The following is a 12,793-nucleotide window of genomic DNA, read 5'->3' as shown; positions in this document are numbered from 1 at the left end:
ATGACCGGATGCGTTTCATGTTCGTCGGCGATTCCATGACCATCGGACGCGCCGGCGACTACACCTGGCGCTACCGGATGTGGCAGCACCTGTGCGCCACCCTGGGCGACTCCTTCCGCATCGTCGGCCCGCGCGGCGCGCTGTACGACGCGGCCGCCGACGCGCCCGTCAGCGACGCGTACGCCGACCCCGCGTTCCCGCAGGACGCCCGCCGCCACCTGGCCGGCTGGGGCGAGGGCTGGCAGCACATGGCCCCGCTGATCGGCCCGGCGGTCGCCGCCGCCGAGCCGGACGTGCTGCTCGTGTCGCTCGGGCTGATAGACCTCGGCTTCTACACCGACGCGCCGCAGACCGCCGTCAACGTCCGCCGGTTCATCGCGCAGGCCCGCGCCGCCCGCCCCGGCATCCGGATGGTCCTGCTCCCCGTCATACCGAACGTCCGGGCCGACTACGACGCGCCCTTCGCCGCCCAGGTGGCCCACTTCAACGAGCTGCTCGCCAAGGCGGTGGCGGACCTCTCCACCCCCGCCTCGCCGATCCTGCTGGCCGCGCGGCCGCAGGGCTACGAGCTGGGCCAGGACACGTACGACGGCACGCACCCCAACGCCTCGGGGGAACACCGCCTGGCGGCCGAGTTCGCGTCGGCCCTCCACCAGGCGTGGTCCATCGGCGGCCCCTACCGGCCGTCCGCCGCCTGACCGGCCGCCGCCTGACCGGCCGCCGCCTGACCGGCCGCCGCCTGGCGGCCGCCCTGCGACGGCCGCCCGTGCGACGCCTGGCGGCCGCCGTCCGGCAGGGGCCGGCCGATCACCAGGCGAAGGCCTCCGGGGAGGGGCCGGGGCCCGGGAAGATCTCGTCCAGGGCCGTCAGCAGTGCGTCGTCCAGCTCCAGTTCCAGCGCGCGCAGGGCGCTGTCGAGCTGCTCGGACGTACGGGGGCCGACGATCGGCCCGGTGACCCCGGGCCGGCTCAGCAGCCAGGCCAGAGCCGTCTCGCCGGGCTCCAGGCCGTGCTTGTCGAGGAGGTCCTCGTACGCCTGCACCTGCGCCCGTACGGTGCTGTTGGCCAGCGCGTCCGCCGAGCGGCCCGAGGCACGGCGCCCGCCCTGCGCCTCCTTCCTGATGACCCCGCCGAGCAGCCCGCCGTGCAGCGGGGACCAGGGGATGACGCCGAGGCCGTACTCCTGGGCGGCGGGGATGACCTCCATCTCGGCGCGCCGTTCGGCGAGGTTGTACAGGCACTGCTCGCTGACCAGGCCGAACGATCCGCGCCGGGCGGCGGTCTCGTTGGCCTGGGCGATCTTGTAGCCGGGGAAGTTGGAGGAGCCCGCGTAGAGGATCTTGCCCTGCTGGACCAGCACGTCGATGGCCTGCCAGATCTCCTCGAAGGGCGTCCGGCGGTCGACGTGGTGGAACTGGTAGACGTCGATGTAGTCGGTCTGGAGCCGCTTGAGGCTCGCGTCGACGGCACGGCGGATGTTGAGCGCCGACAGGCGGTCGTGGTTGGGCCAGGGGCCGCCTTCGGGGGTCATGTCCCCGTAGACCTTGGTGGCCAGGACCGTCTTGTCGCGGCGGCCACCGCCCTGGGCGAACCAGGTGCCGATGATCGCCTCGGTACGGCCCTTGTTCTCGCCCCAGCCGTAGACGTTGGCGGTGTCCACGAAGTTCAGGCCCGCGTCGAGCGCGGCGTCCAGGATGCCGTGGCTGGTCGGTTCGTCTGTCTGCGGACCGAAGTTCATCGTGCCGAGGACGAGTCGGCTGACTTTGAGTCCGGTGCGTCCGAGCTGCGTGTACTTCATGGGACCCAAGCCAACTGCTTCGAGTCGACTCGAAGCAAGAGCCCCGCGGGTCGTGGTCGCTACTGCCCGACGGCGGCCGCCACGGCGACGACGACGAACATCAGCACGAGCACACCGGCCATGACACGGTTTCTGGTCTTGGGATCCACCCGTCGAGCCTAACGCGACACCCGGCGCCCGCCCGTGCGGGGCCGTTGCGACACCGCTCACACGCCACCGTCCGGCGGCTCCCCGCCGGGGCCGGGCGCCGGCGGGGAGCCGCTACGCGGCGGCCAGGGGCCAGGCGCCGACCACCTCGTAGCGGGGCTGCTCGCCGGGGATCCCGTGGGTGGGGAGGTGGCTGCGCACGAGGCTGAGGGTGTCGACCCGCCAGGGCGATCCCTCGAAGGGGGCGAGGGCGTCCAGGTGGGGGCGCAGGGAGGCACCGCGGGAGCCGCGCGCGAGGGTCAGGTGCGGGGTGTAGCGGCGGTGCTGCTCCATCGGGATCCCGGCCCGGCGGGCGGCGGCGTCCGCCCGCTCGGCCAGCAGCCGCATCCGGTCGAGGTCCCCCGCGGCGCCGGCCCACAGGGCGGTGTCGCCGAAGTGGCCGGAGCCGTGGATGCGCAGGGGGAACGCCTCCGTGCGGGCCGCCGCGCGGGCGAGGCGGGCGTGCAGCTCGGGGAGCAGTTCGGCGCGCACCTCGCCCATGAAGGCGAGCGTGAAGTGCCAGGACGCTTCCGCGGTCCACCGCAGCGCGGGGTCGGGGGTGAGGGCCCGGACGGCCTCGCGGAGTTCCGCGACGGCGGCGGCCGGGGGCACAACGGCGGCGAACAGCCTCATGGAGGCGACCTTAGCCCCGCGGGCCGCCCACCCGGGCACTTCCCCCACCCCCCGTAGCGTCACGCCGCCTTGACGAGCGTGCGGTCCGTGGTCGGGACGAAGGTCACGCCGTGGCGGGAGAGGCTGACGCGGAGGTTGCCGACGCGGGAGAGGACCACGGCGATGGCGAGCGCTGCGATCAGGGAGACCGCGCCGCCCGCCGCCATGCCGACGCGGGCGCCGTACGTGTCGGTGATCCAGCCCACCAGCGGGGCCCCGAGCGGGGTGCCGCCCGTGAACACCATCATGAACAGCGCCATCACCCGGCCCCGCATCTCCGGGTCGGTGGCCATTTGCACGCTCGAATTCGCCGTGACGTTGACCGTCAGGCCGAACATCCCGATCGGCACCAGCAGCGCCGCGAACAGCCAGTACGCCGGGGCGAAGGCCGTCACGACCAGCAGCCCGCCGAACAGCACCGCCGCGGCGACCAGCACCCGCAGCCGCGAGTGGCCGCGCCGGGCCGCGAGCAGGGCACCCGCCAGGGAGCCCGCCGCGATGAGGGTGTTGAACAGGCCGTACGTCCCGGCGTCCCCGTGGAACACGGTGCCGACGAACGCCGACAGCCAGATCGGGAAGTTGAACCCGAACGTCCCGATGAACCCGACCAGCACGATCGGCCAGATCAGCTCGGGCCGCCCGGCGACGTAGCGCAGGCCCTCCCTCAGCTGACCCTTGCCGCGCGGCTGCCGCTCGACCGGGTGGAGTTCACGCGTCCGCATCATCAGCAGTGCGGCGATCGGCGCGGCGAAGGACAGTCCGTTCAGCAGGAAGGCCCAGCCGGAGCCGACGGCGGTGATCAGCACACCGGCGATCGCCGGGCCGACCAGCCGCGCGGACTGGAAGTTGGCGGAGTTCAGGCTGACCGCGTTCGCGAGCTGGTCCTTGCCGACCATCTCCGGGACGAACGTCTGGCGCGCCGGGTTGTCCAGGACCGTGACCAGGCCGAGCACGAAGGCGGCGAGGTACACGTGCCAGACCTGGACGTGTCCGGCGAGGGTGAGCGCGGCGAGTGCGACGCCCGTCAGGCCCATGGCGCCCTGGGTGGCCAGCAGCAGCGGCCGCTTCGGCAGCCGGTCGGCGAGTACGCCTCCGTAGAGGCCGAACATCAGCATCGGCAGGAACTGCAGCGCGATGGTGATGCCCACCGCGGAGGCCGAGCCGGTGAGGGACAGGACCAGCCAGTCCTGGGCGATGCGCTGCATCCAGGTGCCGGTGTTGGAGACGACCTGTCCCGTGGCGAAGAGCCGGTAGTTCCGGATCCTCAGCGAGCTGAACATGGAGTTCCGGCTCGCGGGTCGCGTAGTGGTGGATGTGTGGCCGGGTGCGGAGTCTGCTCCGGTTCCCGTACTCAAAAGCGTTCGCCTCCTGGCGTCGGACGGTTACAAGTGCGCGAGCTTCTCCAGGACGGGCGCCGCGGCACGCAGCTTGGCCCATTCGTCCTCGGTGAGCTCGGCCGCGAGCCCGGCCAGGAAGGCGTTGCGCTTGCGACGGCTCTCTTCGAGCATCGCTTCGGCTTCCTCCGTCTGGCTGACCACCTTCTGGCGGCGGTCGTCGGGGTGCGGCTCCAGCCGTACCAGTCCCTTGGCCTCCAGCAGCGCGACGATGCGCGTCATCGACGGCGGCTGCACGTGCTCGCGCCGCGCCAGCTCGCCGGGGGTGGCCTGGCCGCAGCGGGCGAGGGTGCCGAGCACCGACATCTCGGTCGGGCTCAGTGACTCGTCGACGCGCTGGTGCTTGAGCCGGCGGCCCAGCCGCATGACGGCGGAGCGGAGGTCGTTCACGGCGGCGGCGTCGTCGCCATGGGAAAGGTCGTGCATGTTCTTTAGAATAACTCATTACTCTCGCTAAAGAACACCGGTTTCCGGGCGTCGCGCGTCACACCACGGGACGCCACGCGTCACATGGCCGGACCCGCGCGGCCCGCATCGGACACCGCGCGGCCCGCCATCGGACACCGCGTGGCCCACATCGGACACGGCACGGGTTTCGTCACTCGTCCGGGTGAGGTGCTTCCCGAAAGTGACACGCGTCCGGGGCCGGTGCCCCGACTCTTTGCGGCATGGGGACTCATGTGCTGAGCATGCGCATAGACGGGGAGCTGCTCGACCGCCTCCGGGATCACGCCGCCAAACGCGGAATGAGCGTCCAGGACTATGTCGTCCGGACGCTCATTCGCGATGACTTCGACGAGCGCTTCAAGGCGGCCGTCGACGAGACGGAGAAGTTCTACGGGCTCACCTAGCCCCGTAGGCCGCTCCCGCTACGTGAGGCCGAGGGCCGGCATCGCGTAGTAGAAGACGAACACGGCCGCGACCACGTACATCGCCGCCGGGACGTTCCGGGCCCGGCCGGTCGCCAGGCGCAGGGCGCAGAAGCTGACGAAGCCGATGCCGATGCCGTTGGTGATGGAGTACGTGAACGGCATCATCACCATCGCCAGGAACGCCGGGACGGCGATGGTGAAGTCGCTCCAGTCGATGTCCCGGACCGAGCCGGCCAGGATCAGGAAGCCCACCGCCACCAGCGCGGGCGTCGCCGCCTGGGAGGGGACCATCGTCGCCAGCGGCGTGAGGAAGAGCGAGACGGTGAAGAGGGCGCCGGTCACCACGTTGGCCAGGCCCGTGCGCGCTCCCTCGCCGACGCCGGCGGTGGACTCGACGAAGCAGGTGGTGGCCGAGGAGGAGGTCGCGCCGCCCGCGGCGACGGCCAGGCCGTCGACGAGCAGGACGCGGTTGATGCCGGGGAAGGTGCCGTCCGGCTGGGTCAGCTTGGCCTCGTCGCCGACGCCGAGGATGGTGCCCATCGCGTCGAAGAAGCAGGACAGCAGCACGGTGAAGACGAACAGGATGCCGGTGAGGACGCCGACCTTGCCGAAGCCGCCGAACAGGCTGACCTTGCCGACGAGCCCGAAGTCGGGCGCGGCCACCGGGTTGCCCGGCCACTGCGGCACGGTCAGGCCCCAGGCGAGGTCCGGCAGGTCGGTGACCAGCTGGACGACGACCGCGAGGACGGTCATGGCCACGATGGAGATCAGGATGGCGCCGGCCGTCTTGCGGATCAGCAGCGCCAGCGTGAGCAGCACGCCGAGTACGAAGATGAGCACGGGCCAGCCGTGCAGGTGGCCGCCGAAGCCGAGCTGGAGGGGCACCGTCGTGTGGGCGGCGTCCGGGATGCGGGAGACGAAGCCGGAGTCGACCAGGCCGATCAGCAGGATGAACAGGCCGATGCCGATCGAGATGCCCTTGCGCAGGCCGACCGGGACGGCGTTCATGACCCGCTCGCGCAGGCCGGTGGCGACCAGCAGCATGACCACGAGGCCGGCGAGGACGACCATGCCCATGGCGTCGGGCCAGCTCATCCGGGGCGCGAGCTGGAGGGCGACGACGGTGTTGACGCCGAGGCCGGCCGCGAGCGCGATCGGGACGTTGCCGATGACGCCCATGAGGAGGGTGGAGAACGCCGCCGTCAGGACGGTGGCGGTGACCAGCTGGCCGCCGTCGAGCTGGTGGCCGTACATGTCCTTCGCGCTGCCGAGGATGATCGGGTTCAGCACGATGATGTAGGCCATCGCGAAGAAGGTCGCGAAACCGCCGCGGATCTCGCGGGCCACGGTCGAACCGCGCTCGGAGATCTTGAAGAAGCGGTCCATGGCGTTGGTGGGGGCCGCGGCGGGTGCCGAGGTGCTCATGCGGTCCTCAAAGGGTCATTTGGTTATTCATACGAATAAAACCGGTCGCAGGCAAACCGTTTCAGTATGAACAGATGAGGGAACGCGCGTCCATCTCCGCGCGTAGACCACGCCGACGTGGCGCCGGAACCGCGCGCGACGGCCTCTCTTCGGCCACCCCGGCCTGCCCGCCTAGACTGGCCGCATGGCGAAATGGACCGCACAGCACGAGGCCCCCGAGCCCCTGGAGGGCCCCGTCGTCGCGACCGTCGTCGGCGGCACGATCATCTGGTTCGTCCTCTTCCTCGTTCAGCTCCCCTTCTACGGGTGGTTCGCGGACCGGGGCATGCTGTGGTGGGTCTGGACCCCGGCGGCCGGCGCGGCCCTCGGTCTGTTCGGCATCTGGTACGCCCGCGGCCGCGAGGCGGCCATCAAGCGGCACAAGGAGCAGCAGCAGGCGGCGGGGACCGCCGCCGAGCCGCACCCCGAGGTCTGACGAAGACCCGTCGTCCGGCCTGCCCGGGGATGATCCGGGTCATCCCGAAGTCGGATCTTCCGTCCGCTCGGCGGGTGGAGCGTTCGAACGCCCTTTACCGTCGAAAGCATGACGCAGCGGGCGAAGACCGACATGAACGGACCGGAGCCGGGCGGTAGCGGTGGCGGTGCGGGCGGGACAGGCGGTGCGGGCGGGATAGGCGGCGGCGGTGCGCGCGGGGCCCCGGCCGATGGGGGTGGGGCGGCCGCCCTCGGGACCGCCATCGACGCGGGGGCCGAGCTGGACCCCGTCCACCCCGTGCGTCCGCCGGCGCCCCGGTTCAAGCCGGGCGGCCTGAGCACCGCGGAGGTCGCCGAACGCGTGGCCCGCGGCGACGTCAACGACGTGCCCGTGCGCTCCTCGCGCTCCACCTCCGAGATCGTCCGGGCGAACGTCTTCACCCGCTTCAACGCCATCATCGGCGTGCTGTGGCTGATCATGCTGTTCGTCGCGTCGATCCAGGACGGCCTCTTCGGCTTCGTGATCATCGCGAACACCGGCATCGGCATCGTGCAGGAGCTGCGCGCCAAGAAGACCCTCGACGGGCTCGCGGTCATCGGCGAGGCCAGACCCAGCGTCCGCCGCGACGGCCGGACCGGCGAGATCTCCACCTACGAGATCGTCCTCGGCGACGTCATCGAACTCGGACCCGGCGACAAGGTCGTCGTCGACGGGATCCTCGGCGAGGCCGACGGCCTGGAGATCGACGAGTCCCTGCTGACCGGCGAGGCCGACCCGGTGCTCAAGAAGCCCGGCGACCGCGTGATGTCCGGGTCCTTCGTGGTCGCCGGCGGCGGCGCGTTCACCGCCACCAAGGTCGGCCGCGAGGCCTACGCCGCGCAGCTCGCCGAAGAGGCGTCCCGCTTCACCCTCGTCCACTCCGAGCTGCGCACCGGCATCTCCACCATCCTCAAGTACGTCACCTGGATGATGGTCCCGACCTCGATCGGCCTCGTCATCAGCCAGCTCGTCGTCAAGGACTCCAACCTCAAGGACTCCATCGCCCGGACCGTCGGCGGCATCGTGCCGATGATCCCCGAAGGGCTCGTCCTGCTGACCTCCGTCGCCTTCGCCATCGGCGTCATCCGGCTCGGCCGCAAACAGTGCCTCGTCCAGGAACTGCCCGCCATCGAGGGCCTCGCCCGCGTCGACGTCGTCTGCCTCGACAAGACCGGCACCCTCACCGAAGGCGGTATGGACGTCACCGAGCTGCGCCCGCTCGGCGGCGAGGACGGCGCGTACGTCGAGAAGGTGCTCGGCGCGCTCGGGGAGTCCGACCCGCGCCCCAACGCCAGCCTCCAGGCGATCATCGACGCCTACCCCGACAACGCGGAGTGGCGCTGCACCGAATCGCTGCCGTTCTCCTCCGCCCGCAAGTACAGCGGCGCCAGTTTCAGCGAGGGCGACGGCGAGAACACCACCTGGCTGCTCGGCGCCCCCGACGTGCTGCTGCCCGCCGCGGACCCGGCGCTGGAGGAGATCGGCGCACTCAACGAGCAGGGCCTGCGGGTCCTCCTCCTGGCTCGTTCCGCCCGCGAGCTGGACGACCCGGCCGTCGCCGACGGGGTCCGGCCCGCCGCCCTGGTCGTCCTGGAGCAGCGGCTGCGGCCCGACGCCGCCGACACGCTGCGCTACTTCGAGGACCAGGACGTCAAGGCCAAGGTCATCTCCGGTGACAACGCCGTCTCCGTCGGCGCGGTGGCCGGCAAGCTCGGGCTGCCCGGCGCCCAGAACACGGTCGACGCGCGCCGGCTGCCCGAGGTGAGGGCGGAGATGGCCGAGGTCCTGGACGGCAACGCGGTCTTCGGCCGGGTCTCCCCGCAGCAGAAGCGGGACATGGTGGCCGCGCTCCAGTCCAAGGGGCACACCGTCGCGATGACGGGCGACGGGGTCAACGACGTCCTCGCCCTCAAGGACGCCGACATCGGGGTGAGCATGGGCTCCGGTTCGGAGGCCACCCGCGCGGTCGCGCAGATCGTGCTGCTGAACAACAGCTTCGCCACCCTGCCCTCGGTGGTCGCGGAGGGCCGCCGGGTCATCGGCAACATCACCCGGGTGGCGACCCTCTTCCTCGTGAAGACCGTCTACTCCGTGCTGCTGGCCGTCCTCGTGGTCTGCTGGCAGGTGGAGTACCCGTTCCTGCCGCGCCACCTGACGCTGCTGTCGACGCTCACCATCGGCGTCCCCGCCTTCTTCCTCGCGCTCGCCCCCAACAAGGAGCGGGCGAGGCCGCACTTCGTGAGACGGGTGATGCGGTATGCGATCCCGGGCGGGGTGATCGCGGCGGTCGCCACCTTCGTGACGTACCTGCTCGCCCGCCACCACTACACCGGTGCGGACAGCCTCAAGGCCGAGACCAGCGCCGCGACGCTGACCCTGTTCCTGACCTCGATGTGGGTGCTGGCGATCATCGCCCGCCCGTACACGTGGTGGCGGATCGCCCTGGTCGCGGCCATGGGCGGGGCGTTCCTCCTCGTGCTGGTCGTGCCGTGGCTCCAGGACTTCTTCCAGCTGCGCCTGGAGGGCGCGGTCCTGCCGTGGACGGCGGTCGCGGTCGCGGCGGCCGCCGCCGTTCTGATCGAGGTCACGTTCCGCTGGGTCGACCGCCGGTTCGCGGCTTAGGGCCCGTCCTGCCGCCGCGGGCCGCCGGGGCCTTTCAGTCGAACCAGCGGTCGCGGGCCAGTTCCGCCGTGCGCGAGGGGTCCTCCAGCAGGGCCGCGACCTCGAAGCGGCGGGGCCACTGGCCCGCCGACCAGGCGAGACCGGCCGCGACGCCCTCCAGGGTGGCGGCGTGCAGGGTGCCGTCCGGGGTGTGGCGCCAGTCGAGTTCCGTTCCCCCCGCGACGAGTTCCTCGTGCTCGACGTACGTGCGCGGGGTGGCGGGGCCCAGCAGGATCCGTACGGCCTCGGGGACCTCGTGCTCCTCGCCCGGAGTGGTGACCTCCGCCGGGACGGTGTCCGACAGGCGGCGGACCTGGAGCAGCTCCGCGAGGTCGGCGGCCAGCGCGGGCGCGACGGGCAGCAGGGGCAGGCCCGCGGTCAGGGGCAGCAGGTCGGGGGCGTCGGCGATCACCGCGTCGGCCGCGTCCACGACCCGGATCTCGCCGTCCACGACCGCCCGCAGGTCGTCCGGGAGGGTGACCTGCTCGGGGTCCAGCTCGGCCAGCGCCCCGTAGAGGGCGTGCAGCTGCCGGTCGGACACCTCCCGGTCGGGGTCGGCGAGACGGCCGAGGAGTTCGGCCGCGCCGCCGGGTTCGTCGAGCAGGGCGTGCACGGAGGTCCGTACGCCGAGGGCCCGCAGCACCTGCTCGTCCTCGAAGCCCGTGGCGTCGGCGGGGGTGTACAGCCCGGCCAGCAACGGGTCGCCGCCCGCCGCGCGCAGACCGGCCGGGCGGCGGCCGTCGAGCACCGGGTGGTCGCGCAGCCACCAGGCGGTGTACGGGCGTACGGAGCGGGTGGTGCCGTCGGGGAGCAGGACGCGCACGGGCTGGGTCAGCGCGTCGCGCAGCGGGGGCTGGGCGAGCATGGCCAGGGCCTGCGGCCAGCGGTCGTCGTCGACGAGGTCCAGGTCCCGTACGCCGATCAGTTCGGTGGCCACCGGCGGCAGGGGGGTGTCGGGCAGCTGGTCCAGGACGTCCTCGCACCACACGTCGACGGCGTCGAGCAGGCCCGCGTCGTCGGGTTCGGCGTAGTCGCCGTCGCGGGGCTCCAGTTCGTCCGGGTCGAGGACCACGTCGGTGGCGCGGACCAGCTGGAACGTGCCCAGTACCCCGACGGCGGTGAGGGTCCGGGCGTCCCACCGCTCGGCGAGCGCCGCGTCGACGTACGGGATCTCGTCCTCGCGGACCACCGAGGCCAGCGGGGAGCCGGGCAGCAGCAGTTCGCCGGCCGGGGTCGGTTCGCCGTCCTCGTCGGGCAGGGCCAGGGCGGCCAGCCAGGGTTCGTCACCGGGCTCCAGGCCGGCGTCGCGGACCAGGGTGAGGACCACTTCGGCCAGCTCGTCGGCGTCCGGCGCGTCCTCGTCCCAGACCTCGCCCGCGTCCAGGGAGGCGGCCACCGCCGCCCGCACCTGTGGGGTCGTCAGGATCGCGCGGGGCGTCGCCGGGAGCGCGCCGAGCTTCTCCAGCAGCGGGTGCGCGGCGTCGGGGTGGGCGACCTTGAGCCCGAGACGGGCCAGGCCCGCGGGGGTGTCCGCGCCGGGCAGCAGGATGTGGCGCGGCCCGATCGCGGTGCGGCCTCCCCCGGAGCCTCCGGCCTGGGAGGGACCCCCGGCGAGCGGCACGGGCAGGCCCGAGAGCCGGTCCGGGTCGACGCCGGCGAGGCTGTCGTAGAGCCGGTACCACCACTGCGGGGTGCGTTCGATGCCCGCGATCCGCTCGATGGCGTCGCCCAGGGGAAGGCGGCCGACGCCCAGGTGGCGCAGCTCGGGGCGGCGCTCCAGCCCGGCGGGCAGCAGGGTCGGCAGCACCTCCGCGAGGACCCGTACGGTGTCGGCGCCCGCGCCCTCCACCACCTCCGCCTCGAAGGGGCGCAGCGCTTTCAGTTCCTCGGAGGGCGAGGCGGGTGCGAGGAACGCGGTACGGGGCAGCCGCTGGAGCACGGCGGCGCGCAGGGCCCCGTCGAGTTCGCTCTTGCCGAGCGGGCCGGGCACCAGGTCGACGAGGCCGGTGGTCACCGGGTCCCAGTCGCCGAGGAGTTCGGCGTAGGCGTCGGCGGCGCGCTCCACGAGGAAGTCGGTCAGCGGCCCGGGCGCGGGGTGGCGGCGGCTGGTGTCCAGCGGCAGCGAGGCGATGAGCAGGGCGGGGATGCCCAGCGGCTCGTCGGTCGGGGTGGGTGCGTGGACGACGGGCGCGGTGCGCGGGTAGAGGGGTGTGCCCTCGATGTCGCAGGGCACGGCCCAGGTGACGGTCCAGAAGGGGCGCAGCCGCTCCTCGACGGGCCGGTCGGCGAGCAGCGCCGCCTCGATGGGGCCGCTGTGGCGCACGGTGCGCCAGCGGTGCGTGCCGGAGGCGGAGTCCTCGATGACGGTGTACGGGCCTTCGGTGCGCCGGTACAGCACCCGGTGCCCGGCGGCGGGGGTCTCCACGACGACCTCGCGCAGCCCGGGCAGCGTCAGGAGCAGCGCGTCGTCGATGCCGGCCAGCAGCCGCTCGACCAGTTCCTCGGCGGCGGCGTCGCGCAGCGGGAGGACCACGACGGTGTCGTAGCCCTGCGGCGCGGTGCCCTCGGCGGGCAACGGCAGGCGCAGCAGCGGGACGTGGCCGTCGCGGCGGCGCAGTTCGTCGCCGAGGCCGGGGCTGCCGCCCGCGGCGTCCCGGGCCAGTTCGCGGGCTTCGGCGAGGGACCAGCGGACCCCGCCGTGGCGGCCGAGCACGGCAGGCTCGTCGGTGACGGCGAGGACGGCCGCGAAGCCGACGCCGAAGCGGCCCACGGTCTCGGCGGAGCCGGCCGAGGGGGCGGGTTCCCGCTTCGCCGAGGCCCGTAGCGTCGAGAGCGACTCCACGCCCGCCGCGTCCAGCGGGGAGCCGGTGTTGGCCACGGCGAGCACCGCGTGGCCGTGTTCCGCGTCGCCGGGGTGGAGGGTGAGCCGCAGCCGTCCGGCCACGCCGGCGCGGGCGGCCGCGTCGGCGGCGTTCTGGGCCAGTTCCACCACGAGCCGGTCGCGGTAGCCGCCCAGGGCCAGGTCCTCCTCGGCGTTGGCGTCCTCGCGGAACCGGGCCGGTCCCGCGCCCCACGCGTCGAGCACCCCGCGCCGCAACCGGGCCGTACCGAAGGGGTCCACACCGCTCTGGGCCGCCGTCACTCGCACGCTCACGCCGCTGCCTCCAAGTTCACCGCACTCGCACCCAGGGCCCCGGGTCCCCGACCTGACGGTACCGCGTACGGCTGCCCTCCCGGCCGCTGAGGTGCGCGGACACCACCCCGCCGCGCTA

The 12,793-nt window shown here is 72.9% G+C and carries 10 protein-coding genes; 4 read left to right on the top strand and 6 right to left on the bottom strand.

Annotated features, from left to right (window positions below):
• The first annotated feature begins 8 nt into the window (after positions 1-8).
• A complete protein-coding gene (locus ACIA6C_RS10255) occupies positions 9-698 on the top strand; it encodes a GDSL-type esterase/lipase family protein (RefSeq protein ID WP_361134496.1) in 690 nt (229 codons plus the stop codon).
• Positions 699-807: 109 nt separating this feature from the next.
• Here the strand turns inward: ACIA6C_RS10255 and ACIA6C_RS10250 are convergent, their stop codons facing one another.
• From ACIA6C_RS10250 to ACIA6C_RS10235, 4 genes are all read right to left on the bottom strand, one after another.
• On the bottom strand, positions 808-1,797 hold the full coding sequence (locus ACIA6C_RS10250) for an aldo/keto reductase (protein ID WP_361134494.1): 990 nt from the start codon (positions 1,795-1,797) through the stop codon (positions 808-810).
• 261 nt (positions 1,798-2,058) lie between these two features.
• Positions 2,059-2,616: an RNA 2',3'-cyclic phosphodiesterase gene (gene thpR / locus ACIA6C_RS10245; protein WP_399274226.1), complete on the bottom strand. Its 558-nt coding sequence runs from the start codon at positions 2,614-2,616 to the stop codon at positions 2,059-2,061.
• Positions 2,617-2,675: 59 nt separating this feature from the next.
• Positions 2,676-4,010, bottom strand: a complete 1,335-nt coding sequence (locus tag ACIA6C_RS10240) for an MFS transporter (RefSeq protein ID WP_366079506.1) — start codon at positions 4,008-4,010, stop codon at positions 2,676-2,678.
• Between the two features lie 27 nt (positions 4,011-4,037).
• Positions 4,038-4,475: a MarR family winged helix-turn-helix transcriptional regulator gene (locus ACIA6C_RS10235; protein ID WP_190182830.1), complete on the bottom strand. Its 438-nt coding sequence runs from the start codon at positions 4,473-4,475 to the stop codon at positions 4,038-4,040.
• Between the two features lie 242 nt (positions 4,476-4,717).
• On the opposite strand from ACIA6C_RS10235, the gene ACIA6C_RS10230 reads away from it, so the two are divergent.
• Positions 4,718-4,900 carry a ribbon-helix-helix protein, CopG family gene (locus ACIA6C_RS10230; RefSeq protein WP_328969847.1) on the top strand — a complete coding sequence of 61 codons (183 nt, stop codon included), beginning with the start codon at positions 4,718-4,720 and terminating at the stop codon, positions 4,898-4,900.
• Between the two features lie 18 nt (positions 4,901-4,918).
• Here ACIA6C_RS10230 and ACIA6C_RS10225 read toward each other — a convergent pair whose 3' ends face one another.
• A complete protein-coding gene (locus ACIA6C_RS10225; protein WP_366079505.1) occupies positions 4,919-6,346 on the bottom strand; it encodes an NCS2 family permease in 1,428 nt (475 codons plus the stop codon).
• A 184-nt stretch (positions 6,347-6,530) separates the two neighbouring features.
• Between ACIA6C_RS10225 and ACIA6C_RS10220 the strand changes: the two genes are divergently transcribed.
• Together ACIA6C_RS10220 and ACIA6C_RS10215 are read left to right on the top strand one after the other, a co-directional pair.
• Positions 6,531-6,821 (top strand): DUF2530 domain-containing protein, encoded by a 291-nt coding sequence (locus tag ACIA6C_RS10220; RefSeq protein WP_399274223.1) that lies wholly within the window; start codon positions 6,531-6,533, stop codon positions 6,819-6,821.
• 108 nt (positions 6,822-6,929) lie between these two features.
• Positions 6,930-9,482 carry an HAD-IC family P-type ATPase gene (locus tag ACIA6C_RS10215; protein ID WP_399274221.1) on the top strand — a complete coding sequence of 851 codons (2,553 nt, stop codon included), beginning with the start codon at positions 6,930-6,932 and terminating at the stop codon, positions 9,480-9,482.
• 34 nt (positions 9,483-9,516) lie between these two features.
• On the opposite strand, the gene ACIA6C_RS10210 is transcribed toward ACIA6C_RS10215, so the two are convergent.
• Positions 9,517-12,675, bottom strand: a complete 3,159-nt coding sequence (locus ACIA6C_RS10210) for a sacsin N-terminal ATP-binding-like domain-containing protein (RefSeq protein WP_399274219.1) — start codon at positions 12,673-12,675, stop codon at positions 9,517-9,519.
• Positions 12,676-12,793: the final 118 nt, after the last annotated feature.

It is taken from the genome of Streptomyces sp. NPDC051578 (assembly GCF_044454045.1).
GTDB lineage: Bacteria > Actinomycetota > Actinomycetes > Streptomycetales > Streptomycetaceae > Streptomyces.
The sequence above is the reverse complement of the archived record's forward strand: the minus strand, read 5'-3'. Positions and strand labels throughout refer to the sequence as shown.